At 63.3% G+C, this 23,508-nt stretch carries 19 protein-coding genes and 1 tRNA gene; 10 read left to right on the plus strand and 10 right to left on the minus strand.

The annotated features are described in order from the left end of the window. Window positions 1–209: 209 nt before the first annotated feature. Window positions 210–286, minus strand: a tRNA-Arg gene (locus KOL99_RS11020). A gap of 78 nt (window positions 287–364) precedes the next feature. Then, the gene (locus tag KOL99_RS11025) at window positions 365–1,063 is read right to left on the minus strand and encodes a DUF1573 domain-containing protein (protein WP_216510528.1); all 699 of its coding nucleotides are present in this window, start codon (window positions 1,061–1,063) and stop codon (window positions 365–367) included. A gap of 155 nt (window positions 1,064–1,218) precedes the next feature. On the opposite strand from KOL99_RS11025, the gene KOL99_RS11030 reads away from it, so the two are divergent. Beyond that, window positions 1,219–3,231, plus strand: a complete 2,013-nt coding sequence (locus tag KOL99_RS11030; RefSeq protein ID WP_216510529.1) for a DUF3426 domain-containing protein — start codon at window positions 1,219–1,221, stop codon at window positions 3,229–3,231. Window positions 3,232–3,303: 72 nt separating this feature from the next. Here KOL99_RS11030 and KOL99_RS11035 read toward each other — a convergent pair whose 3' ends face one another. Together KOL99_RS11035 and mutS are read right to left on the minus strand one after the other, a co-directional pair. Further along, on the minus strand, window positions 3,304–4,569 hold the full coding sequence (locus tag KOL99_RS11035; RefSeq protein WP_216510530.1) for an N-acetylmuramoyl-L-alanine amidase: 1,266 nt from the start codon (window positions 4,567–4,569) through the stop codon (window positions 3,304–3,306). A gap of 26 nt (window positions 4,570–4,595) precedes the next feature. Next, window positions 4,596–7,205: a DNA mismatch repair protein MutS gene (mutS, locus tag KOL99_RS11040; protein WP_216510531.1), complete on the minus strand. Its 2,610-nt coding sequence runs from the start codon at window positions 7,203–7,205 to the stop codon at window positions 4,596–4,598. A 286-nt stretch (window positions 7,206–7,491) separates the two neighbouring features. Here mutS and KOL99_RS11045 point away from each other — a divergent pair, with 286 nt between their 5' ends. From KOL99_RS11045 to KOL99_RS11055, 3 genes are read left to right on the plus strand one after another with little or no spacing between them, the layout of a single operon-like run. After that, window positions 7,492–8,778: a nucleotide sugar dehydrogenase gene (locus tag KOL99_RS11045; RefSeq protein WP_216510532.1), complete on the plus strand. Its 1,287-nt coding sequence runs from the start codon at window positions 7,492–7,494 to the stop codon at window positions 8,776–8,778. A gap of 16 nt (window positions 8,779–8,794) precedes the next feature. Next, on the plus strand, window positions 8,795–10,132 hold the full coding sequence (locus tag KOL99_RS11050) for a putative sensor domain DACNV-containing protein (RefSeq protein WP_216510533.1): 1,338 nt from the start codon (window positions 8,795–8,797) through the stop codon (window positions 10,130–10,132). A 21-nt stretch (window positions 10,133–10,153) separates the two neighbouring features. Further along, window positions 10,154–11,323, plus strand: coding sequence for a glycosyltransferase family 4 protein (locus tag KOL99_RS11055; RefSeq protein ID WP_216510534.1), 1,170 nt, complete (start codon window positions 10,154–10,156; stop codon window positions 11,321–11,323). 66 nt (window positions 11,324–11,389) lie between these two features. On the opposite strand, the gene dinB is transcribed toward KOL99_RS11055, so the two are convergent. Genes dinB through lexA form a run of 3 tightly spaced genes read right to left on the minus strand, consistent with a single transcriptional unit; the run spans window position 11,390 to window position 13,478 of the window. Beyond that, window positions 11,390–12,619 carry a DNA polymerase IV gene (gene dinB, locus KOL99_RS11060; protein WP_216510535.1) on the minus strand — a complete coding sequence of 410 codons (1,230 nt, stop codon included), beginning with the start codon at window positions 12,617–12,619 and terminating at the stop codon, window positions 11,390–11,392. 3 nt (window positions 12,620–12,622) lie between these two features. Beyond that, window positions 12,623–12,868 (minus strand): hypothetical protein, encoded by a 246-nt coding sequence (locus KOL99_RS11065; protein WP_216510536.1) that lies wholly within the window; start codon window positions 12,866–12,868, stop codon window positions 12,623–12,625. Window positions 12,869–12,872: 4 nt separating this feature from the next. After that, entirely contained in the window at window positions 12,873–13,478 is a 606-nt protein-coding gene (gene lexA, locus KOL99_RS11070) for a transcriptional repressor LexA (RefSeq protein ID WP_216510537.1), read from the minus strand. A 270-nt stretch (window positions 13,479–13,748) separates the two neighbouring features. On the opposite strand from lexA, the gene KOL99_RS11075 reads away from it, so the two are divergent. Next, entirely contained in the window at window positions 13,749–15,011 is a 1,263-nt protein-coding gene (locus KOL99_RS11075; protein WP_216510538.1) for a porin, read from the plus strand. A 50-nt stretch (window positions 15,012–15,061) separates the two neighbouring features. On the opposite strand, the gene KOL99_RS11080 is transcribed toward KOL99_RS11075, so the two are convergent. Further along, window positions 15,062–15,925: a ChaN family lipoprotein gene (locus KOL99_RS11080; protein ID WP_236026058.1), complete on the minus strand. Its 864-nt coding sequence runs from the start codon at window positions 15,923–15,925 to the stop codon at window positions 15,062–15,064. A 135-nt stretch (window positions 15,926–16,060) separates the two neighbouring features. On the opposite strand from KOL99_RS11080, the gene KOL99_RS11085 reads away from it, so the two are divergent. From KOL99_RS11085 to KOL99_RS11100, 4 genes are all read left to right on the plus strand, one after another. Continuing rightward, entirely contained in the window at window positions 16,061–18,106 is a 2,046-nt protein-coding gene (locus tag KOL99_RS11085) for a M1 family metallopeptidase (RefSeq protein WP_328760145.1), read from the plus strand. Window positions 18,107–18,371: 265 nt separating this feature from the next. After that, window positions 18,372–19,190, plus strand: a complete 819-nt coding sequence (locus KOL99_RS11090) for a flagellin N-terminal helical domain-containing protein (RefSeq protein ID WP_216510539.1) — start codon at window positions 18,372–18,374, stop codon at window positions 19,188–19,190. Window positions 19,191–19,246: 56 nt separating this feature from the next. Continuing rightward, a complete protein-coding gene (locus KOL99_RS11095) occupies window positions 19,247–19,480 on the plus strand; it encodes a hypothetical protein (protein ID WP_216510540.1) in 234 nt (77 codons plus the stop codon). Window positions 19,481–19,612: 132 nt separating this feature from the next. Further along, a complete protein-coding gene (locus KOL99_RS11100; RefSeq protein WP_216510541.1) occupies window positions 19,613–19,816 on the plus strand; it encodes a GSU3473 family protein in 204 nt (67 codons plus the stop codon). Between the two features lie 520 nt (window positions 19,817–20,336). Here KOL99_RS11100 and KOL99_RS21630 read toward each other — a convergent pair. After that, complete coding sequence (locus KOL99_RS21630) at window positions 20,337–20,993, minus strand: PEP-CTERM sorting domain-containing protein (protein WP_236026060.1); 657 nt, start codon at window positions 20,991–20,993, stop codon at window positions 20,337–20,339. Window positions 20,994–21,364: 371 nt separating this feature from the next. Continuing rightward, entirely contained in the window at window positions 21,365–22,078 is a 714-nt protein-coding gene (locus KOL99_RS11110; protein WP_216510542.1) for a CAAX prenyl protease-related protein, read from the minus strand. 331 nt (window positions 22,079–22,409) lie between these two features. Here KOL99_RS11110 and KOL99_RS11115 point away from each other — a divergent pair, with 331 nt between their 5' ends. After that, window positions 22,410–23,495, plus strand: a complete 1,086-nt coding sequence (locus KOL99_RS11115; protein WP_216510543.1) for a GNAT family N-acetyltransferase — start codon at window positions 22,410–22,412, stop codon at window positions 23,493–23,495. The last annotated feature ends 13 nt before the right edge of the window (window positions 23,496–23,508 follow it).

Below are 23,508 nucleotides of genomic sequence, written 5' to 3' on the forward strand. Positions count from 1 at the left end.
TTTTTATTAATATCGTTTTATTTTTATCTGGCAAGGATGAAAGTCCGACCAGAGCGGGCGGATGATTCGAGCGATGGCGAGATCACCCTGTGTGACAGGTGTTGCCGGCGTTGGTGAGTTTGTGAATTTTGTGCGGCAGGAACGAAAATGCTCCAGGTGTGTTCGCGCTTTCGCTGACACGGATCCTGGAGCATTCGTCGTTTTGAAAATGGTGGGCGAGATGGGATTCGAACCCATGACCCCTGGCTTCGGAGGCCAGTACTCTATCCAACTGAGCTACCCGCCCGGGAAAGAACTCATTACTACACTATTTTGAGAACCAACTCAAGATGAAACTTTAAAAAAAGCGCTAGCCTTGGTCGGCTCACTTCGGCATTGAGGCGTACACCGGGACGGTGATTTCCTTCTTCTGCGGATGACTGGTGGTGATATGCAGGTACCCGCTCAGTATTTTCGCCTCGGGTTTCGCCTGCACCGAAATCTCGATCGTGCCGCTCTCTCCAGGCTTCAACTCGGCTTTCCTGATGGTCGGCCTGATCTGCAACGAGGAGGAGGTGACGCTCACGTTCAGCAGCTTCACGGTGACGTTACTGTTGTTGGTGACGCTCACCTTGGCCAGGGTGGCGGTGCCGCCGCTCACCGCGCCGAGACTCACCTGCCGCGGCGTCACCTGCAACTGCTCGAGCACCGTCCCCTCGATGGTGAAGGTGTAGACCGGGGTCTTGCCGGCGTTGCTGCTGAGGGTGACGGTCTTATGCACCTTTCCGGAGAACGAGCCGGAATCGAAGGTGACCTCGAGTTCGGCGCTTTTCCCGGGGGAGACGACCGAGGTGGAGGGCTTGGCGGCGGTGCAACCGCAGGAGGCTTCGAGCTTCTTGATCTGCAAAGGAGCATCGCCGGTGTTCTTGATGGTAAAGGTGTGCTGGACTTTCTTACCCTGGGCGACGGAGCCGAAGTTGAAAGTGCCGGCTTCGACCATCAATTCCGGTGCCGCAAAGGCGAGGGTGGCTTCGCAAAGGATCGCGATCAAAAGCAAAGGGTACACAACGCGTAGGTGTTTCATGGTGTTCCTCATATAGTTTCGCTGGGATGCGGCACACCGGGTATTTATACCACAAAGGTGTCGGAGCGACCAGAATGATTGACACTATAATTTGCTTCTGTTATAGGAAACCGTTGAGAAAATTAATGGAAGATCCAAAACATCCGGAGGGGTCGATGATTCTCCAATGCGACCAGTGCAATACGAAGTTCAGACTCGACGATTCCAAGCTGAAGCCGGGCGGCGTGAAAGTCCGCTGCTCCAAGTGCCGGCACGTTTTCGTAGCCGGTGCCGAGCAGAAGGCGGAAGAGTCGGACTTCGATGCGCTGTTGTCCGGACTCGGGGCCCCAACCCCGGCGCAGGCTGGAGAGCATCCGCCCGCCGCGCAGACCACCCAGGAACCGTCACCTCCCGAACTAGGAGCTGAGGCCACCCAAACGCAACAGGATACCCTTCCCGATTTCGGGTTCGAGCCCCAACCCGCCTCCGCGCCGACCGTGGCCGCAGGTGCGGAGGCTGCCGGCGCGGATGACTTCGATTTCGGCGACATGAACCTGGAGACGGGCACGCCGGCTGGTAAGGAAGCTCCCGCACCCGCCGACGGCGCCTTCGACGAGTTCGAGTTCAGCGAGGAGCCGGTCGCAGCCGCACCGAGCGCCCCGGCGACGTCGAATCTTGATTTCGGCGAACTCTCCTTCGATGAGACCCCGCCCGCTGCCCAGGCGGAGTCCGCCCCGGCAGCCACGGCTTCCTCACTCGACTTCGGCGAGCTTTCCTTCGATGAACCCGCCCCGGCGGCGAAGGAGGAGGCAAAGCCCGCGGCTGCAGATGCGCTGGAGTTCGGCGAACTCTCCTTTGACGAGCCCGCACCCGCTGCGAAGGAGGAGGCTGCGACCACTACCCCGCCCGCCGAGGACGCCTTTGATTTCGGCGAGTTCTCCTTCGAGGAGAGTTCCGCACCGGTCCAGGAAGCCCCCCCGGAGGCGCCTGCCGCAGCGGATTTCGGCGAGTTCTCTTTTGAGGAGAGCCCCGCGCCGGAGAAGGCGGAGGCCGCACCCGCCGCGGAATCCCCGGTTGAATTCGGTGATTTCTCCTTCGACGAGCCGGCAGCTGCTCCGAAGGAAGAACCTGCCCCCGCTGCCTCCGGCGACTCCTTTGATTTTGGCGACTTCTCGTTCGAGGAGCCGGCACCTGCCGCCCGGGAAGAGCTGGCCGGGCCGGAGGCGGGATCCTTCTCGTTCGAAGAGGGTGCCGCGGCCGAGGCGCCCGCCGAGGAAGCGGCCGAAGCGAGCGCTTTCGCTCCCGAGAGTGTGAAGGCTGCCGCGCCGGTGCAGGACGAGGAATTCAGCTTCGGTGACTTCTCTTTTCCCGATGCTGCCAAGGCCGAGCCCGAACGCGAGGAAGCCGTTCCGGCCGCGGTTGCCGCCGCTGGACTCGCGGGAGCCGCTGCGGTCGGCGCAGCCCTCGACAAGGAGGAGCCGGCAGCCGCCGGTGAGACCTCCGAGCCCAAGCCCGCGGCCAAGTCCTCCCTCGACTTCAGCTTCGGCGACAAGCCGTTCGCCGCCGCCGTCCCCGAGGAAGGGTTCGATGACGAACTCCCGCCGCTGTCGATCTCGTCGAGGCGCAAGGGGCGTTCCGCCCTCACCATCGCGATCGTCGCGATCTGCGTGGTCGTCGTGCTGGCGCTGAGCGGCGCCGGGTTGTACCTGCTGCAAAGCGGCCCGGAGGCGATGAAGAAACTGGACCAGTTCGGCATCGGTTTCGTCGCGAAGTGGTTCGGGATGGAGGTCCCCGAGGAGGGGCGCATCACCATCAAGAACGCACTGGCTTCCTTCCACCAGAACAAGGAGGCCGGCGAACTCTTCGTGGTGAACGGCGAAGCGGTCAACTCGTTCCGCAAGGCGCGCGCCTCCATCCAGGTGAAGGTGAGCATCTTCGACAAGGCGGGCAAGGTGCTGCTGCAAAAGACCGCCTACTGCGGCAACCGCCTCTCCGCGGAGCAGTTGAGCACGCTCCCCATGACCAAGATCGAGTCGATCATGAACAACCAGTTCGGTGACTCGCTCTCCAACCTCGGCGTCAAGCCGGACCAGTCCATCGGCTTCGTGGTGGCCATCGCCAACGTGCCCAAGGAGGCCGCCGATTTCGGGGTCGAAGTGGTCGGCTCCACGGTGGCCGCAGGACAGTAGGGAAAACAATCAACCAGCGATAAAAAAAGGCCGGCATATGCCGGCCTTTTTGCGTTTGTGGTGCCAGGTGGCTCACCCCTTGTTCAGGGTGGTGATGTACCCCTTGATCCCGGCGAGGATGCCGTCCGCCGTGAGCGCCTGGTAGTGCGGGTCCTTGAGCTTCTGCTCGTCGCGATCGTTGCTTAAAAACGCGGTCTCCACGAGGATGCTGGGCATGGTGGCGCCCACCAGGACGTAGAAGGGGCCCTGCTTGACGCCGAGGTTCTTCACCGTGGGGTAGCCGGTCTGCGCCTTCTTGTAGAGCGCCTTTTGCACCTCGTCGGCCAGGTGCGCGGAGTCGTTCAGCTTGTAGTTGGCCATCAGGTCGAAGAGGATGGCCTGCAGCGTGCTGACCTTTTCCAGCGAGGTCCCGTTCTCCTTGGCGGCGAGCTGGGCCACCTTCTCGGTCTTGGCGAGGTTCAGGTAGTAGGTCTCGATGCCGTTGGCGTTGCGGTTGAGCGAGGCGTTGGCGTGGATCGAGACGAAGAGGTCGGCACCCACCTTGTTGGCGATGGCGGTCCGCTCCTGCAGCTCGATGAACACGTCGGTGGACCGGGTCATGACGACGTCGATGCCCAACTCCTCCCGTACCTTCTGGGCCAGGTCCAGGCCGATCTGCAGCACGATGTCCTTTTCCCGGGTCCCCGACGGGCTCACCGCCCCGGGGTCATGCCCGCCGTGCCCCGGGTCGATCACGATCCTGCGGATGCGCCCCGGCTTGAACTTCGCCTGCTTTGCTTTCTCCGCCGGCTTGGTCTTTTCCGGAGGGTTGATCTTTTCGACGCTTTTCGGCTCGGCCGGGGCGCTCTCGATGACCTCCTTGGAGGCGGAGATCTCCTGGCGGCGATCCCCCTTAACGTCAATGATGACGCGGTAGGGGTCGGAGAAGGTGAAGACCTTGTACTCCTTGATGCTGTCCAGGTCGAGCACCACGCGCACGGTGGAGGCTGCGAACTGGGCGATGCGCACGCTCTTCAACAACCCGTCGCCGATGGTGAGGTCCTTGACGCCGGGGTTGAGGTGGGTCCCCTGCAGGTCGAGGTAGAGCCGGTTGGGGAGCTTGTGGTGCTCGAAACGCACCTCCTGGTCCAGGGTGATCGACACCCTGGTGTAATCCGGGGTGGACCAGTGCTTCAACTCGGTGACCGGCACCAGGGGGGCGCCGGGGGCGGCCTGGGCGGTGCCGTTCCAAAGGGGCGCGAGCAGCAAGGAGCCCTGCGCCGCCACGGCCCGGCAGGCAAGCCAGCGACAGTAGGGGGCGGCAAGCCCCAGGTATTTGACGAATTCCCTGCGCTTCATGCGGCTTGACCTCTCGTCGGTGCCATTTAGATCATCCTCTTCAGTTCGTCCACCAGGTTCAACGCCTCAAGCGGCGTCAACAGCGCCACCTCCACGCCTTTAAGTCGCTCCCGGATCAGGTCCTCGCCCGCGCCGAAGAGCGAGAGCTGGGGGGAGGGGGGCGGGTTCTTCTTGCCGCGCGCGAGCCTCGGCACGCCACCCTCGCCGTACTCACCCTTCTCCAGGTTGGCGAGGATCTCCTTGGCACGGTCGATCACGGCCTGGGGGAGCCCGGCCAGGCGAGCCACCTGGATGCCGTAGGAGTGCGAGGCGCCGCCGGGGACGATCTTTCTCAGGAAGATGATGCGTTCGTTCCACTCGCGGACCGCGATGTTGAAGTTCTTGATGCCGGGGCGGGTGACGGCGAGCTCGGTGAGCTCGTGGTAGTGCGTCGCGAAGAGCGTCTTGGCCGCGTGCGCCTTGTTGTCGTGCAGGAACTCGGCGACGGCCCAGGCGATGGAGACGCCGTCGAAGGTGGAAGTGCCGCGGCCGATCTCGTCCAGGATCACCAGGCTCTTCGCGGTGGCCCCCCTCAAGATCGCCGCGCTCTCCATCATCTCGACCATGAAGGTGGAGTGGCCGCGCGCCAGGTTGTCCGAGGCCCCGACACGGGTGAAGATGCGGTCCACCAGCGGGATGCGCGCCCTCTCGGCCGGCACGAAGCTCCCCATCTGCGCCATCAGGGTGATCAGGGCCACCTGGCGCATGAAGGTCGACTTACCGGCCATGTTGGGGCCGGTGATGATGATGAGCTGGTTCTCGCCGTTGTCGAGCAGGGTGTCGTTGGGGACGAAGCGCTCGGAGGAATACATGTCCTCGATGACCGGGTGCCTCCCCTCGGTGATGGAGAGCTCGCTCCCGTCGTGCACCTCGGGGCGGCAGTACCCCTTGTCGTGGGCGAGTTCCGCCAGGGAGGCCAGGACGTCCAGGCAGGCCAGGCGGTCGGCGCTCCTGGCGATTCTTTCCCCCTGCGCCGCTGCCGCCTCGCGCACCTCCTGGAACAGGTTGAACTCGAGGTCCTTGATACGGTCCTCGGCTCCGAGCACCTTCTCCTCGTATTCCTTTAGCTCCGGGGTGATGTAGCGCTCGGCGTTGGCCAGGGTCTGGCGCCTGATATAGTCCTCGGGGATGGCGGAGACGTTGGCCTTGGTCACCTCGATGTAATAGCCGAACACCTTGTTGTAGCGGATCTTCAGCGAGGAAATCCCGGTGCGCCCCTTTTCCTGGGCTTCAAGCCGCGCGATGAACCCCTTACCCTCGCGGCTGATGGCGCGCAGCTCGTCCAGCTCGGCGTTGTAGCCGTCGGCGATGATGCCGCCGTCGCGCAGCACGAAGGGGGGATCATCGACGATGGCGCGGGTGATCAGGTCGCAGATCTCGGCAAGCGGGTCGATGCCGTCGTTCAACTCCTTCAAGAGGGGCGCGGCCAGGGCCGCCACCTGCTCCTTGATGGCAGGCAGGCGGGAGAGCGACGCCTTGAGCGCCGCCAGGTCCTTGGCCGACGCCGAGGCGAGGCTGATGCGCCCGTTCAGCCGCTCCAGGTCGTAGACCCCGGACAGAAGCGTCTTAAGCTCGGCGCGCACCCCGGGGAACTCGATCAGCTCCTGCAGCGCGTCCTGGCGGCCGCGGATCTTCTCCTGGTCCATAAGCGGGTAGTTGATCCACTGCTTGAGCTTACGCCCCCCCATGGCGGTGACGGTCCGGTCCATGAGCCCAAGGAGCGATCCCTTCCTCTTGCCGTCGGCAATGGTCTGGGTCAGCTCCAGGTTGCGCCGGGTCGACTCGTCCAGGAGCAGGTGCTGGTTTTGGTTGTAGGGGGTGATGCCGGTTACGTGCGGGGCGTTCCCCTTCTGGGTGTCGACCAGGTAGTGCAGCACGGCGCCGGCGGCGAGGAGCGCGACCGGCAGGGCATGGCAGCCGAGCGTCTCGGCGGTGGCCCCCTTGAACTGGTTGCCGATCAGGCGGTTACAGTAGTCGCTGTCGTAGACCCACTCCTCGAAGTAGGTGACGCTGCGGTCGGCGGCGGCTTGCGCCATCTCCTTGGCCCGTTGCGGCTCCCGGAAGGCGGAGGGGAGGATGATCTCGCGCGGCGCGATGCAGGCCACCTCGGCCAGTGCCGCCTGCAGTCCGGAAAGTTCGGTGACCCGGAACTCGCCGGTGGAGAGGTCCAGGTAGGAGAGGCCGTAGCAGTCGCCGTCGCAGCAAAGGGCCAGGAGGTAGTTGTTTTCCTTGGGGGAAAGCGACGCGTCCTCGACCACGAGACCGGGGGTGATCACCTTGACCACCTCGCGCTTCACGATCCCCTTGGCGAGCTTTGGGTCCTCCGCCTGTTCGCAGATGGCGACCTTCTCGCCCGCCTCAACCAGTTTGGCGATGTAGGGGGCGCAGGAGTGGTAGGGGACTCCGCAGAGGGGAACCTCGGAACCGTCGGCGTTCTTGTTGCGCGAGGTGAGGGTGATACCGAGAATGCGGGAAGCCTTCACCGCGTCGTCCAGGAACATCTCGTAGAAGTCGCCGCATCTAAAGAAGAGGATGGCGTCGGGGTGTTCTGCCTTAATCTCGAGGAACTGCCGCATCATGGGCGTCATTTCAGACATTTGGAAACCTTTTCGGGGGAAGAGAAACGCGGGGCATCTTAACAAAATCGCAGGGGCATGTAAAGCTTCCGCACCCCGCAAAGTCGCGGTATTTCCCGCCTCCGGGACGAAAGCGACATTTTTTCATCTCCTCTCTGGAGCTTTACGGCAAATATCTTAAAATTGCCTAATGTTTTTTGCGGTGCCCGGGGCGCGGCGGCGTGCAAGGCCGCGGATACCCGGCCAACGGTGACGCACGCGACAGCGGACCGGCACCACCAGGGAGTGCCGGTAAGGGAGGTGCAGCATGGGGCATGAACGCAAGATCTCGGTGGTGGGGTTGGGCTACGTGGGGTTGCCGGTAGCGGTGGCCTTCGGCAAGGTGCGGCGCACCATCGGCTTTGACATCAGTACGAGACGGATCGACGAGCTGCGCTCGGGGTGCGACCGGACTGGCGAGGTCCCGGCCGAGGAACTGGTCCGCGCGCAGATCTGCTACACCAACAGGATCGATGACCTGCGCGAGGCGGATTTCCACGTGGTGGCCGTTCCCACGCCGGTCGATCCGGCCAACCAGCCGGACCTCACCTTGCTCTGCGGTGCCTCCGAGACGGTTGGGAAGGCGCTCAAGAAGGGAGACATCGTGGTCTACGAGTCCACCGTCTACCCCGGCGTCACCGAGGAGATCTGCGTGCCGATCCTGGAGCGGGTCTCGGGGATGAAGAGCCCCGAGGACTTCACCGTCGGGTACAGCCCGGAGCGGATCAACCCCGGCGACCGGGAACATACTTTCACCAGCATCCTCAAGGTCGTCTCAGGACAGGACACCCGCACCCTGGACGTGATCGCGTCGGTGTACTCCGAGGTGGTGGTCCCGGGGGTGCACCGTGCCCCCTCCATCAAGGTCGCCGAGGCGGCCAAGGTCATCGAGAACACCCAGCGCGACTTGAACATCGCCCTCATGAACGAGCTGGCCCTCATCTTCGACCGGCTCGGCATCGACACCAGCGAGGTGCTGGCAGCGGCGGGGAGCAAGTGGAACTTCCTCAACTTCAAGCCGGGGCTCGTCGGGGGGCACTGCATCGGGGTCGACCCGTACTACCTCACCTACCAGGCGGAGAAGATCGGGTACATCCCGCAGGTGATCCTGGCCGGCCGGCGCATCAACGACGGCATGGGGAAATTCGTGGCGCAGCGCGCGGTCAAGGAGATCATCCGGGCCGGGCACCACGTGCTCGGCTCCTACGTCACGGTGCTGGGACTCACCTTCAAGGAGAACTGCCCCGACCTCAGGAACTCCAAGGTGGTGGATATCCTCAACGAGCTCGGGGACTACGGCCTGAAGGTCCAGGTCTGCGACCCGATGGCGGATCCTCAGGAAGCCCGGAGCGCCTACGGCGTGACCCTCAAGCAACCGGACCGGCTGCAGCCGGCGGTGGCGGTCATCGTCGCGGTGGCCCATGACGCCTACCGGCAGTGGACGCCGGCCAAGTTTGCGAGCCTCATGGTCGAGAACCCGGTCCTGATCGACGTGAAGGGGATATACGACCCGAGGCAAATGGCGGCCGCCGGGATCAGGGTTTGGTGCCTGTGAGGGCGTGGAGGGCTGGATGAGAGAGGGACACAGCTACCCAAGGGAACTGGTTGCCTTCATCTACGCCAGGTGGCGCGACGAGCCCTTCGTGGACCGGGTCTGCGGCGGGGGGGAGCAGGGGAGCCTGCAACTCCCCGAGCGCGCGGTGCTGGAGCAGGTCATCTCCACCTGCTACCAGGCGAGCCTGCTGCGTGAGGAAGAGCGCCCGGTCATGTTCCGGCTCATCATCAGGGACTCCTACCTCTTCCCTGCCCAGGAGGGTCCTCCCACCGGGATGCACCGCCTCATCTTCTCCAGGACGCGCCCCTTCAACGAGTATGAACTGCACCGGCTGGCTCCCGCCGCCGACTTCTACCGGACCCTGATCGGCATCTTCATCGACCCCGCTCTGGGCGCCCAGATCTGGGGGCTGCTCCACTCCGGGACCCGCTGGATGCACGCCGTCTACGGTGGCCGCAAGACCTCTCCACCCATGCCGCCGAGCCTCGTGGTCTACGTCACCGGCCCCGGTCAGATCTCGGTTTGCATCGGGGACGAGATCATCGCCTCGTTGAACGGTGGACAGATCAACTGTCCAACCCTAGACGTCTTCAACTCCGGCTGGATGAGAAAAAGCCTCGCCCCCTTGAACGACGAGACCTTCGCCCTGCACCGCACGGCACGCCAGCGCTCCGAGCGCCCTTGGGCCGACCTCGACCCCGAGTTGGGCAGCAAGATCGGGCAGCAGGCCATTCGCCGCATCATCAGCGTTATCAGGAATTCCAACCACGGGGGACTGCTGGTCTACCTGCCGGCCGAGATGGCCGAGGAGATCATGGAACAGAACCCGTACCTGACCTTGAAGTATCAGTTCCTTGAATTCGATTCGCGGCAGCGCTTCCTCTCGCTCACCCTGCGCATCATGAATACCCTGGCCGAGATCAACGGGGCCGCGGTGGCGGAGGGGAGGACGGTAGGGTGGAGCGAGTACGTCAACAGCAAGAATGAGAACATCGCACTTCTGGACGAGGCGATCTTCGACGTGGCCCATTTCATCGCGGCGCTCTCCGCCGTGGACGGCGCGGTGGTCATCACCAAGCGGCAGGAACTGCTGGGGTTCGGCGGGGTCATCTCGGGGGACCTGGACAGTGTGGGGATGGTGGCGCACGCCCTGGACACGGAGGGGGAGCAGTGCGAGTCGGTCCTGAGTGAAGGGGTGGGGACCAGGCACCGCGCTGCCTACCGTCTGTGCCAGAGGCTGCACCAGGCCATCGCCATCGTCATCTCCCAGGACGAGAGCGTCCAGATCGTGCGCTGGCATAACGGTTCGGTCACCTACTGGGACCAGGTTCCCACCGGTGTGCCGGGATTTTAGCGAAAATCGGGAGAGCACGTCATGGCAAGCGATATCAACGTGGTTTTCATGGGGAAGTTCGGGTACCCCGCGGGCATGGCGTCCACCAAGAGGATCCAGCACTTCCTGGATTACCTGAACGGCGTCTCGGCCAGCACCAAGGTGCTGCAGCTAAGGGCCACCGGGGCGGTCGCGGCCGAGGAGCGGGCGGGGAACTATCTTGGCACCGACTACCTGCGCATCGGCGCCGACATCAAACTGGACCTCACGCTGATCCCGGCATTGTTCAGGTACCACAGGGAAGGGATCGCCGCTCTGCGACGGTGGCGGGTCGCCGCAGGGAAGAACGTACTCTACAGCTACGGTGGCGTCACCGTCGAAAGCGTGTTCTTGATCCTGGCGGCCAAACGCCTTGGATACCGCGTCATCTTCGACATCGTCGAGGACAACACGTTCATCGACGACAAGCTGAGCCTCCCCGGCAAACTCCGGTGGCTGGCTGGCGAGGTGTTGGACCGGTTCTTCCTGGGGCTCGCCGACGGCGTGGTGGTGATCTCCAACTATCTCAAGGACCTCTACGGCAGGAAGGTGGCCGCGTCGGTGCCGTTGTGCCTGATCCCGATTTCGGCGAAATGCGAGGCGGAGAGTCGCGCGGGGAGGGAACCGGGGCCGATGAAGGTGGTCTATGCCGGATCCTTCGCCAAGAAGGACGGCATCGAGCAGCTCCTGGACGCCTTCGAGAGTGTCCAGGAAAAGAAGGGGAACTGCATCCTGATGCTGTGCGGCACCGGCACCAGCGTGAAGCTGTACCAGCCGCGCATCGCCGCCAATCCCGCCATACAGTACGTCGGCTACCTGGAGGACACGGCCTTCTACCAGTTCCTGCAGGGGGCCGATGTGCTGTGCGTCACCCGGACCGGCTCGACCTACGCCAATGCCGGTTTCCCCTTCAAGCTTGGCGAGTACCTCGCCACCGGCAACCCGGTCATCGTCTCCGACGTGGGCGACGTCCGGCGTTACCTAAGCCACATGGAGGACGCCATCATCGTGGAGCCGGGCAACGTCACGGCGATCGCGGGCGCCCTCGAATACTGCCTCGACCACCCGGAAACGGCGGCGAAGATCGGCCTGAGCGGGGCCGACAAATGCAGGCGCTACTTCGACCCGACCGCCAACGGCCGGTTGTTGCTGCAACTGATACGAAAGCTGTGACGCCTCACCCGCGGGCGGGTGCTGTCACCGCTAAACCCTGCCCGGCGTAAGGGCCCGGCGGAGCGGTCAGTCCGCATCGACGTTACGCACCCCCTCCGGCTTCCAGGCCGGCGAGATGACCTTCGCGCCGCATTCCTTGCCCAGGAGGGTGCCGAAGGTTACCGAAAAATCACCGAATTTGTTGTTGACGTTGTCCATGGCGCTCGCCACGAGCGCCTTTTTTCGTTCGCTCTCGAACAGCGGCAGCTGTTCCGCCTGGTGGGTGAGGTTGGTGATGCGCACCCCCAAAAGGCGCACCGGCTGGGCCAATTCGAGCTGGTCCAGGATCTGTACCGCGTCCCGGTAGATCTCGTCGCTGTTGTTGGTGGGGGCCGAACGGCTCACCTGGCGGGAGAAGGTGGTGAAGTCGGGGTAGCGGACGGTCAGGGTCACCGTCTTGCCGGTAACCCGGTATTTCCTGGCCCTTCGTCCCACCATTTCCGAGAGCTGCAAAAGTACCGCCAGTATCTCCGAGCGCTGGCAGAGGTCGGTATCCAGCGTGGTGCTGTGACCGACGCTTTTGACCTCCTCGGCCTCCTCCTCGGGCACCACCGGCGCGTCGTCCACCCCGAGCCCCATGTAGTGCAGCCTCTCCCCGGTCACCCCGAACTTCTTTTTCAGGATATGCACGGGGAATCGCGCCAGTTCGCCGCAGGTTCTGATGCCGAATCCCGCCAGCTGCTGATGGGTTTTCGCCCCGATGCCGCACAGCTGCTGGATCGGCAGCCGCTCCATGACCCGGGCGACCTGGTCCGGCGCGATCACGGTGAGTCCGTCCGGCTTCTGCATGTCCGAGGCCAGCTTGGCGAGGAGCTTGTTGGGGGCGATTCCCACCGAGCAGGTGAGGCCGAAGCGATCGCGGATGCGCTCCTTGATCATCCCGGCGATCGCCTCGGCGGAGCCGAAGAGGCTCAGGCTGCCGGTCACGTCCAGGAACGCCTCGTCGATGGAGAACACCTCCACCAGCGGGGTGTACTCGCGCATGATGGCGATGATCTGCTTCGAGGTGTAGCTGTACTTCTTGTTGTTGCCGACCACGAAGATCAGCTCCGGGCACTTCTGGCGCGCCTCCCAGCTGTTCATGCCGGTTTTCACGCCGAAGGCGCGTGCCTCGTAGGAGCAGGTGGTGATGATGGTGCGCTTGGCGGCGCCGATCACCGCGACCGGTTTCCCCTGCAGGGCGGGGTTCGACTGCTGCTCCACCGACGCGAAGAAGGCGTTCATGTCGATGTGCATGATGATCCTGTGCTCTGCCACGTGCTACCGCTCCTCGACCCCCACGAGGGTCCAGTTCTGATCGGAGGTGTCGTACACCAGCTCATAGAGGTTGCTGTGGTCGCAGACCGCGAAGTGCAGGCGGTTGGCGCTCCCCACCGAGTCCTTCCAGAAGTAGGAGAGGTGGCTGACCACGCACTTTTGCCGGCGCCATTCGAACCAGACCGGCCGGATGCCGGCGCCGGGGGCGAAGATGGCCGCCACCCGAATGCTGTCGCACAGGCGCTGCATGAAATTACTCCATCTGCCGGTAGATGCCAACTACTTTCCCGACGATGGAGACCTCGCCGTCACCTTCCTCGATGAAGATGGGTTCGTAGTTGGGGTTCTCCGGCTGCAGGCGAATCCGGTTCGCCTCCCGGTAAAAGCGCTTCAAGGTCGCCTCCCCCGCCACCATGGCGACCACGATGTCCCTGTTGTTGGCGTCAGGCTGCGGGCGCACCAGCGCCAGGTCCCCCTCCTTTATGTGGGCGTGGATCATGGAGTCCCCCTTGACGCGCAGGAAGAAGGTCCCCCCCTTGTCCAACTGCGAGCGGTCGATGGTGAAGTGCCCCTCCACGTCCTCGATGGCGGGGTGCAGCGCTCCCGCCCGCACCGTCCCCACGATGGGAAGGCTCGCCCCCTGTCCCTGGCTGTTCAGCGTGATACCCCTGGTGCTCCCCTCCTGGCGGCGCAGGTACCCCTTCTTCTCCAGGGCCTCCAGGTGCTTCAGCACGCCGAGGGTGCCGCTCACGCCGAGTCGCGCACCGATCTCGCGCAGGGTGGGAGGATAGCCGTTGGCCTCGACGTGCCGGACTATGATATCCAGCACTTCCTGTTGTCTTGATGTGAGCTGCTCCATCGCTGCCTCCTTCAGGTTGTCTGATGGTAACCTTACCAGATGGTAACCATCCCCTGTCAATATCAAAATGTAGACCTCGCCGGCTTCTTGAGTATTAGTGTTTTCCAATTATAGTGTAGCGGTGTTCGGGGACACCCGGCGTCAGCCAAGCTCGAAACGGAGGCAGACATGGCGAGAGAACTCTGTGTGGGAATCTGGGTGGGACTGTGGGGGAGGAGTGGCGTGGACAGGGACGATGGGGGCGTAGAGCGGTGGCCCGGGGGGCGAGGCGTGACACGGTGGCGCCGACGCGGCGTGCTGCCCGCCGTGGCGCGTACGACCTGCCTGCTCCTGCTTTCGTACTCGCTTTGCCTCGCGGCAGAGGAGCCGGTGTACCACACCCCGCTTGCCGGCGAGGCGAAGCGGGTGACGTTCATGGGTCGGCAGGTCGATATTCCCGCGGTGGACCGCGCCGACATGACCTCCATCACGGTGGGGGCCTCGCTCCTGGCGCCCGCGCAGGGGCAGAGCCCGATCATCCCGGTGGCCGCCCTGTACCATCGGCGCATCACCGATCAGAGCTACCGCCGGGCCATGGTGGCGGTCTTCGTGAACGAGCTCGATTACCTGCGCGACCTCGGCGGATGGGACCTCGTGGCGCAGTTCGAGAACGACACGCTGCCGGTTGCGGGAAGGGAACTGCGCGACGGCGAGGAGGTCCGCGGCACCGCGCTCTACCACGGCATCCTGCTCGGCTCGCTCGGTGCCGGCTGGCGCCGCCCGGTCGCTCCCTTCCAGGTCGACAACGACCTCAGGGTGCAGCTGGTGGCGCGGGGAGGCTACTTCTACGCCCACCCCGAAAAGGACACGGCGCCCGGTCTCTGGGTCCCCCCCAACACCCCGCTCTACGGGGCGAGGCTGCGCTGCCGTTACGACGGGCTGCGCCGAAACCTCCTGGAGTTACCTCACGAGGGGGTGGCGACCGGCTTCGATGTCGACTACCTGCACCGGGACAGGTGGCGCGGCGAGGGGGGAGGGGCCGATCGCGGCGACCATGACTATGCCCAGGTGGAGGGGCACCTGGTGGCGGCAACCGGGGTGCCGGGGCTCTCCGAACGCAACCGGTTCCTGCTGAGCCTGTACGGCGGCTTTACGGCGCTCGGAAAGGGTGACCGCTTCAACGCCTTCCGCCTCAACGGGGCTCCCTTTCCCAGTGAGCAATACGACCTCGCCTGGCCGCACTACTCCGGGGTGATCTACGACCGGGTGCTGGCCCGGGGCTACGCCACCGCCAGCGCCGGCTTCCGTCGCGAGCTCACCTTCTTCCTCTACCTGAGTACGCTGGGGTCCTATATCTGGGCGGACCGCTCCAGCGCCGTCGGCAACAACCGGGTCGACTTCGACGAGATGCACGGCGCGGCCGCCACCGTGGCCCTGGACAGCGCCTTCGTCTGGGATTCTTCGCTCTACCTGGCCTGGAGCTGGGAGTCGGGGGTGATGCGCAACGGCCGCTCGGGCAACGGCGTCACGCTGATGTGGAACAAGCTGTTCTGAGGGAAAACTTGCAATCGGCGGGGAATGGCCTTAATCTGGCACAGCCCCCCTCACGGGGAGGGGAAGCTGACCAGGTAGTCGACGGCATCGGGAGAGGCCTTCCCCCCGGTGAATTCCTTGATCTCGGGCATCACCGCGAGGGTGGAGAGCTTGGCGCCGTTGCGGGAGAGCTGCTCCGGGACGGCGTTTTTCACCGCGTGCCAGACCCCGGCGAGCACCACGATCTTGGTCTTGGGCTCCTTCTTCAGGTACCGGTTGATGTTCATGGCCATGCCGGAGTTGCGCACGGTCTGGGCTTCGCAGAAGTACTCGAAGACGCGACCTTTGGCCACGTGCTTGAAGACCTCCCCGAAGGACTGCTTCAAAAACTCCGTGTGCGGGTTGTTGAGGTCGCACATGGTCCCCTCGGGGAGATTCTTGCGCTCCTCCGGGGTGAGCGAGGCGTAGCCACCGCGCGATACCTTGATCACCAGCTCCTTGGGGACGTTCAGGGCGATCATCGGGATCTTGTTTTCCCGGGCGAACAGGAAGATGTCGCGGTAAAGGCGCCAGTCGTAGGACCAGTTCCTGGCGAATACGGGGCGGAAATCCGCCTCGGACATGGTTCCGGCTACGAAGGCGTCCAACTCCTTTTGGCAGTCCGACTGCATCACCTCCACCCCTATCGCCAATGGCTGTTTGCGCGTCTTGAGCTCGCGGATCACCTCCAGCTGCAGCTCGTGGTGCGGCGCCTGGTCGTGCACCTCCCCGATCAGTACCAGGTCGGCCGCTTCGGCTTTGGCGATAAGCTGCTGCAGCGTCACGGACTGGCGGTCGCTGACGCGGGTGATGGTCTGGCCGGCGCGGGCGCTCAGGGGGAGCGTCAAGGTGCAGAGGATGACGAAGATCAGGGCGATGGTCTTGGGCATGGTCATCTGGGGTCCTCGGGTCCGTTGGAATGGGAAGCTGCAGCCTACACCAACGACGCTTAGATCACAACTTTAATTGCTTCTCGCCCGACGCTGCGAGAGGCGCCAGGGCGCGGGGTGCCGTGCCGCCAGGAGGTGCTTGTGAGGCTTTTAACGGTGCTGTCTTTCCTTGTTGTCACGCTGCTTGCCGCCGCGTCCCCCCGCATCGCCGCTGCGACCGGGGCTCCCGCCGTGCTGAGCCAGGAGATCGCGGTCAGTCTCGATCCACCGCGTCACGAGCTACGCGGAGAGAGCCGCATCGTCTTCGCGCCGGGCAGCCGCGCGGTGCGACTGAGGCTCGCCAGGGAGGCCCGGGTGGCGTCGGTCCGCTGCGGCGGCCGCGACCTCCCCTTCACCTTCCGCTCCGGCGCCATCGATCTGGAACTGCCCCCCGGGGAGGAGAGCGTGGCGGTCTCCTACCGGGCGAGCTTCAACGACCAGGTTTCCCGCCACCCGGCGGCGGGCGAGGACCCAAGTTACGGCGTCAACGCGGCCATCGGCAGCGAGGGGACCTTCCTGGGGGGGGGCGCCCATTGGTACCCGGTCCCGGAACAGGTCCCGGCCAGCCGCACCATCACCATCACGGCGCCGGCCGGAATCGAAGCGGTGACCTTCGGCGCCCGGCTCTCCAGGGAGACCTCCGGCGGTGCAACCCGGTCGAAGTGGCAGGAGGCGAGGCCGGTGGGTGGACTGTCGCTGTGCGCGGGGCCCTACCTGGTCGAGGAACGAAAGGCGGCGGGGGTGACGCTGTACAGCTACTTCTACCGCGACAACGCCGAACTCGCGCCGCGCTACCTCGATGCCGCCGCGAAATACCTCACCCTGTACCAGGAGCTCTTCGGTCCCTATCCCTTCGAGAAGTTCGCCGTGGTGGAGAACTTCTTTCCCACCGGCTACGGGTTCCCCTCCTTCACCCTCCTGGGGGGCTCGGTGATCAGGCTCCCCTTCATCGTCGACACCAGCCTGCCGCACGAGATCGCCCATTCCTGGTGGGGCAACGGCATAGACGTCGACCTGTCCGAGGGGAACTGGTGCGAGGGGCTGGTCACCTACCTGGCCGATTACCTCTTGAAGGAGCGCCGCTCTCTGGCCGAGGCGGCGGAATACCGCAGGCAGCTCCTGATCGATTACGCTTCGTTGGTGACTCCGGAAAACGAGTTCCCCCTGACCGCCTTCGTGAGCCGCAACGATCCCCCCTCACGCGCCATCGGCTACGGCAAGGCGGCCATGGTGTTCCACATGATCCGCTCCCGGGTCGGCGACGAGCCCTTCTTCGCCGCGCTCAAGGACCTCGCGCGGCAGCGGATGTACCGCTCCGCCACCTGGAGCGACCTTTTGCGCGCCTTCGCGCAACGCTCCGGCAAGGATCTCTCCGACTTTAGGGCGCTGATCGAGCGGAAGGGGGGGGCGCGGCTCTCCCTGGACGACGCGCGGAGCAGCCAGCACGGCGCAGCTTGGCAAGTGGTGGGAGAGGTGAGACAAGCCTCCCCGTACTTCGCGCAGGGGGTGCCTTTACGCCTGGAGACCTCGGCGGGGGCGCTCTCCCGGCTCATCCCGGTTTCCGCGCGGCAAGCGACACCCTTCGACGTGGCCGCGCCAGGGGAGCCCCGGCGCCTGCTCCTCGACCCGGACGCCGAGATCTTCCGTATCCTCTCGCCCGGCGAGATCCCCGCCACGGTGAACAGCGTCAAGGGGGCCGCCAATCTCATCGGGGTGGTCACCAGGGGGTGCCGAACCGACCGGGGGAGCTTGCGCGCCTTCCTCGCCTCGCTCTCCCAGGGGAGGGCAGCGATCGTGGACGAGAGCGAACTGGGTCCGGAGCAGGCGGCGGGGCATGATCTCCTTTTTTGCGGGGTCCCCGCCGACGCCTCGCTCCTGCCTGCGGGCGCCGAACCGGTCCCCCCCGGGGAGACGGGGCAGCCGGACAGCCTGCGCTTCACGGTGCTGCAGCGGCGCGCCCCAGCCAAGGGGGTGGTGGCGCTGTTCGAGCCAGGCTCGGCGGCCGCGGCGGCCCAGTACGGCCCCAAGGTGACCCACTACGGCAAATACGGCGTCCTCTTCTTTTCCGGCGGCACCAACCGTCGCAAGGCGACCGCTGCGGCCGCCGACGCGGAGGTGGTGGTGCGCTTCCCCGTGCAGGCCCCGTAGCACGGTCACCGGCGCCTTCCCCGTCGCGGGGGGGCGCCGGTACTCCCTCCCAATACCTCTTCCAGTTGATCCCATCGCAGTTTTTCGTTGACTTTTTCGAATGAAAAAATATTTAAGTTATACTTCCCCAGGTCGATAAGCAGACTATCGTGCGTGCGGAGGAGGCGCCGAACTGGCCACTCTGCGACCTTTTTCCGTGCGGGACCACGCCACGGTTGGAAAACCACCGGCAGAACGCCGGGTCGCCCAGAAAAGGAGTAACGCCATGACCGTTAGTGACATCTCTTTGACCGCCGGCATGAGGACCAACCTGCTCTACCTGCAGAACACCAGCCAGCTTCTGAACCGGACCCAGCAGAGGCTTTCCTCGGGCAAACAGGTCAACAGCGCCCTGGACAACCCGACCAACTACTTCGCTGCGCAAAACGCGAACCAGCGCGCCAGCGACCTCTCCGACCGCAAGGACGGCATGTCGGAGGCGGTGCAGACCGTCAACGCCACCAACGCCGGCATCACCGCCATCACCGGCCTGATCAACGCAGCCAAAGGCGTGGCCCAGTCCGCACTTTCCACCAGCGACACCACCGTCCAGTCGAAACTGGCCAACCAGTACAACACCATCCGCAGCCAGATCGACAACCTCTCCTCCGACTCCGGCTACCGCGGTCTCAACCTGTTGAGCAGCATCAACACCCTCACGGTGAACTTTAACGAGGATGCCAGCTCGACCCTCGACGTAGTGGGTTTTCTGGCCAACTCAGGCGGCCTGAGCCTCAGCGCGGCCAGCAACAACTGGCAGACCGTTTCCGATATCACCACCGATACCGCGAAGATGGATACCGCCATCTCGACCCTCAGGGTCAACACCCAGGCCCTGGCCGCCAACCTGAACATCATCACCACGCGGCAAAGCTTCACCAACGAGATGATCAACACCCTGCAGACCGGTGCCGACAACCTGACCCTCGCCGACATGAACGAGGAAGGCGCCAACATGCTCATGCTGCAGACCCGCCAGTCACTGGGCACCACCTCGCTGAGCCTATCCTCGTCTGCAGCCCAGTCCATCCTCAAGCTGTTCTAGCCTCTCCGGGCGGGATGGTACAGCCATCCCGCTTTTCCCCGGGATAAGGAGCGGGTATGAAAAAATCACTGCTTACGCCGGCGTGCCTCCTGCTCCAGGGGGGGGCGCCGACCGGGAGCAACCCCGGCTTGCCTGTCGCGGCGGCAACGGCAGGGGAAGACGGCGAATGCGCCGTAGGTCTCAGGGAGGAAGCGGCCAACATGCGGCGTCTGGTCCAGGCCCAGCAGAAAGCGCAGACGCCCTTGGCGGACTCGTCGATACAGGCCCGCGTGGTCCTGGGACAGTTCTAGCGTGGCGGGGTAACTCCATGACAACCTGCATGTTTTGGGTAAAAGGGGTCTGATAATTGCAGACGCTTCAACTAAAAGAGTCATAACCAGAAACTGGGCTGGGGGCAAACGCCGCAGCGCGAGGGGGCGGTTATGCTGGTGCAAGTGAATTGGACAAATAAGAGGTACGACTACGTAAAGGACTACATGTTGGACAGCCTGATCAAGGCCGGTGTCGTGGCGCGATTCCTGCGTTCCTCCGGTTGGGTGACCGTGGGGGTCGATCCGATCCGGGCTACCAGCAAGAAAAATTACAACGGTCCGGAAAGACGGCACATGGGAAGGGCTGCTGCGTAATGTGGTCGGATGTCGGGTTATTTTACAGGAGCCGTTGACTTGTGTCGGGACAATTGACAGTACCCGACAATAGGTGAGCGGGAAGTTTCACTTGTTCGAAATTGCGTTTAATAAGGCGATGCCTGCTGGGCATCGCCTTTTTGTTTCAACGGTAAGGCTGGGTTGGATTTCGCGGCCTTGCCGCGGATGGCCAGTATGAGGAAACCGGTACAAAAGAGCATCGTGGGGCGGTTGCAGGGCCCGGATGGGAGCGGTGGAGGCGGGCCAGGCGTTGATTCCAAGTACTGGCGGGGCGACTATGTACTACAGGTGTGTGCTGAAGTCGAAGCTGTTCAGAACCCCCGGGCCCAGGAACAGTACATGTGTCGGCTGAGGGGGAACGCGTTGTCTGTGCATAAAAGATAAGGGCGTGGCAGAAGAAGCAACGCCCTTATCCTATCAATCGTCTTGACATCATCCGTCCTCATGCAGATTGTGCAGAACGTGCAAGTCCGAGCATATCGACGACAATTGCATGTAATTACGCTTCTTTGTTCATGCGGCGCTTCCCGAAGACGGCCAGTCCCAGCATGCCAACCCCAAGCAGCATCACCGTTCCAGGCTCAGGAACCGGCGGCGTTTCCTTCAGGTATGAGAAATCGATCTGTTTTACCTCTTTGAAACTTTCGTCTTCAGTGGTGAAGATCATAACTGATTTCAGCCAGTCACCATCGTTCGAAACGACACCGATTCTGCCGATGTCGGCGTTCGCTTTGAATTCGCCATATTCGAAATCCCACACCACGTCGAAGGCGTCCAGCACTTTGACATATATGAAACCATCTTGGACCAGCTGTGCCCTGAACGAAAAATCGCCGTATTTGGTGTCATCCGCAGGTGTAAAGGTCAGGGCCGTGAGCAGACCCTCTTTTATTGGTTTGATGTTGGCGTAGCCACTCCCGGTGTCTACAGTGCCGGTTGTGGATACATCTATTATTGTACCCTTATCAGGATCATTCGATCCGACACTACCGGAGAAAAGGCTGACGTCCTTGTTAGCATCGATGATGTAAAATTTTTCACCGCCAGGATCAGTATCTTTTACAAAAGAATACGCATGCACACTAGCAGCACCCACAAGTAAGTTAAGCACGAAGAGGATAGCGACATACTTGGTAACTTTAGCCAATGTTTTCATACACTCCTCCTTATAGTTTTCTTCTCTCCTGTTGTATCAATGCCCCGGACTTATATACCGGAATATGCAGTAAGGGTGCCGCTTGTAATGTGTTGTTATCTTTACAGAAAAATAGACGCGATTTTTTGTGTAAAGTAAATCGACAAGAAATGGTTCCCGAAAAGGGGAGGAGCGACCCACCAAACTGCTCAGTGGAGGCCGGATTTCTCAGTGGAGGCGGGCCTTCGGAGCTTACGGGCGGTAACGGCTAAGGAGGCCCGCCCGAGTGTAAAGAAGGCCGACAAGGCTTTCGGGTCTCTCCTGTTGTCGGGGGCAGGACCAACCGATGCCTTGCCGATTTCTTGAATTGTCATGATTCACGGGAGAGTTGGCTACCAGAGGTACCACTTGCCGGTTGCCAGGACGTAGCAGGCGAGGGCGAGGTTCGTGACGGCATGGGCGAGGACACAGAGGATGATGCTGCGGGTCCGGTAACAGATGATGTTGTAGATGGCGCCGGCCGCCATGCCGGCGACGATCAGGTGGTGTTCCAGTCCGAAAAGGACCGTGGTGAACAGGAAGGAGGGCCAACTGAAGTCACCGATCCGCACCGACCAGAATCGTGGGCGAATGAGGTAACGCAGCAGGAACGAGCGCCAGAAAAGTTCCTCCATGACCGGGACGACGAGCACGGCTCCAACGACGCGCAGGCCGGTCATCACGACTCGCACCGCTCCCTCGGGCAGAAGCGCCGGCGCGAAAGGGGGGGGGGGTGGGGCCACCTGGACGGTCCAGGTGATGGATATCCAGACGACGAAGGTGACCACCCCGGCGAGCACGACCGCGGCGCTCCTTTTCAGGTCGCGCAGGTCTTCCAGGCGCAGTTCAAGGTACTTGTCGCGGCAGACGACAAGGAGCGCCGCCACGGAAAGAATCTTGACCGGGTACAGGTAAAGGTGTGCCGCGGGGGGGATCAGCAGCGCACCCGCCTGCTGTAGCACGCCCAGCGCCTCCTGAATGGCGATGAACCCCATGTACAGCGCGAAGGGGAGGACGCGGCAGACCGCCTCTCCGTTAAACCGTGTCTGGGGCTGGGCGTGGACCATGGTTCTCCCTTTGAGCGAGGTTTCGGCCGGAGCGCGGGAGTAATTTTAGCAGGGACAGGAAGAAATGAAAGCGCAAATGTAAACAGTGGCTTACTATGTTATGACAATAATAAATAATTAATCTATCTCGTGCAAATACTGCGCTGTATTTGATAGATACAACCCGACCGCGGCTCTCTCATTGGCGAATATAAATAGTAGTTTAGTTAACTTGATCTTAGCAAGCTTCATTGTAGACTTTACACCATCAACCAGCAAACGTTTCCGAGACAACCGGCCCATGTCCCCGAGAGTGTACCCTTAGGCGCAGGTCCTATCACGGCAAGAGGCAATGAGCGAGCTGTCCGTCACCGTCATCGATACCCCGGAGAAACTGCAAGGGCTGGCACCTCGGTGGAACGAACTGCTCGCAGAGTCGGTGGCCTCCGGTGTGTTCCTGACCTGGGAGTGGATCACGGCGTGGCTTGGCTGCTGCCTCGGAGAGAGGCGCGAGCTCTTCATCCTCTGCTTCACGGAGCGGGGCCGGCCGGCCGGGGTCGCTCCCTTTTACCGGGAGCGGGGGCGAGGGACGTTCGGAGTGCGCACCATCCGTTTTTTGGGGGCGCCGGAGGGGGGGAGCGACTACCTCGACGTGGTCTGCCGCAGGGGATGCGAGGACCAGGTGGCCGACGCGCTGTACCGGTTCCTCATGGGGCAGGGGAGGGGGGAGTGGGACCTGCTGCACCTGCAGGACATCCCCGCAGACTCGATTTTCCTGCTCCGTTTCCTCGAGCGGGTGGACGAGGCAGGACAGTACCTTGAGCTCGCTCCCGGTGCGTTCTGCCCCGCGCTGGAGTTGGGGGAGAGCCGGGAGGACGGGTGGCCGCGAGCGGCTTCCAACGGCTGCCGGAGAAAGTACCAGAAGGAGCTCGCCCTGCTGGAGAGGGAGGGGGAGGTGGTTCACCTGGTGGAGGAAAACGCCGGGGCGGCGTCGCTGGAGCGCTTCTTCCGCCTCTACGGGGCTGCCTGCGGCAGGCCCGGCGCGAGACTCCTCTCCCTGCTTCAGGGGTACCTGGAGCGCGGCGGTTCTTCGGCGGGACTCAGGGTCGACACCCTGGCCTGCCAGGGGAAGGAGATCGCCTCCCTGCTCCACTTCCGTTACCGGGACTCCCTGTTCCTGTACCTGGTGGCGGTGGACAAGACGTTCAACCCCAAGGTCAGCGTCGGGCACGTGCTTCTTGGCAAGTGCATCCTTGACGCGGGGCAAAACGGGTACCGGCGCTACGATTTTCTCAAGGGGGCCGAGCCGTACAAGTTCCACTGGGCCGCCGGCGGGCGCCGCAGCCTCCAGGTCAGGTTGTGGCGCAAGACCCCCAGGGGGGTCGCCGCGGCCTTTGTGAGGATGGCCCGCCAGGCGGGAAAGCTGCTCCTTAGGTAGGGAGCGTGGAGGA

It is taken from the genome of Geomonas azotofigens (assembly GCF_018919395.1).
GTDB lineage: Bacteria > Desulfobacterota > Desulfuromonadia > Geobacterales > Geobacteraceae > Geomonas > Geomonas azotofigens.

What these genes read in the sequence shown, in the direction of transcription:
- KOL99_RS11115 (WP_216510543.1), top strand. Translation starts at nt 22,410, where the DNA reads ATGAGCGAGCTGTCCGTCACCGTCATCGATACCCCGGAGAAACTGCAA.
- KOL99_RS11035 (WP_216510530.1), bottom strand. Translation starts at nt 4,569, where the DNA reads ATGAAGCGCAGGGAATTCGTCAAATACCTGGGGCTTGCCGCCCCCTAC.
- KOL99_RS11030 (WP_216510529.1), top strand. Translation starts at nt 1,219, where the DNA reads ATGATTCTCCAATGCGACCAGTGCAATACGAAGTTCAGACTCGACGAT.
- KOL99_RS11080 (WP_236026058.1), bottom strand. Translation starts at nt 15,925, where the DNA reads ATGACCATGCCCAAGACCATCGCCCTGATCTTCGTCATCCTCTGCACC.
- lexA (WP_216510537.1), bottom strand. Translation starts at nt 13,478, where the DNA reads ATGGAGCAGCTCACATCAAGACAACAGGAAGTGCTGGATATCATAGTC.
- KOL99_RS11090 (WP_216510539.1), top strand. Translation starts at nt 18,372, where the DNA reads ATGACCGTTAGTGACATCTCTTTGACCGCCGGCATGAGGACCAACCTG.
- KOL99_RS11110 (WP_216510542.1), bottom strand. Translation starts at nt 22,078, where the DNA reads ATGGTCCACGCCCAGCCCCAGACACGGTTTAACGGAGAGGCGGTCTGC.
- KOL99_RS11065 (WP_216510536.1), bottom strand. Translation starts at nt 12,868, where the DNA reads ATGCAGCGCCTGTGCGACAGCATTCGGGTGGCGGCCATCTTCGCCCCC.
- KOL99_RS11025 (WP_216510528.1), bottom strand. Translation starts at nt 1,063, where the DNA reads ATGAAACACCTACGCGTTGTGTACCCTTTGCTTTTGATCGCGATCCTT.
- KOL99_RS11050 (WP_216510533.1), top strand. Translation starts at nt 8,795, where the DNA reads ATGAGAGAGGGACACAGCTACCCAAGGGAACTGGTTGCCTTCATCTAC.
- KOL99_RS11095 (WP_216510540.1), top strand. Translation starts at nt 19,247, where the DNA reads ATGAAAAAATCACTGCTTACGCCGGCGTGCCTCCTGCTCCAGGGGGGG.
- mutS (WP_216510531.1), bottom strand. Translation starts at nt 7,205, where the DNA reads ATGTCTGAAATGACGCCCATGATGCGGCAGTTCCTCGAGATTAAGGCA.
- KOL99_RS11100 (WP_216510541.1), top strand. Translation starts at nt 19,613, where the DNA reads ATGCTGGTGCAAGTGAATTGGACAAATAAGAGGTACGACTACGTAAAG.
- KOL99_RS21630 (WP_236026060.1), bottom strand. Translation starts at nt 20,993, where the DNA reads ATGAAAACATTGGCTAAAGTTACCAAGTATGTCGCTATCCTCTTCGTG.
- KOL99_RS11045 (WP_216510532.1), top strand. Translation starts at nt 7,492, where the DNA reads ATGGGGCATGAACGCAAGATCTCGGTGGTGGGGTTGGGCTACGTGGGG.
- KOL99_RS11055 (WP_216510534.1), top strand. Translation starts at nt 10,154, where the DNA reads ATGGCAAGCGATATCAACGTGGTTTTCATGGGGAAGTTCGGGTACCCC.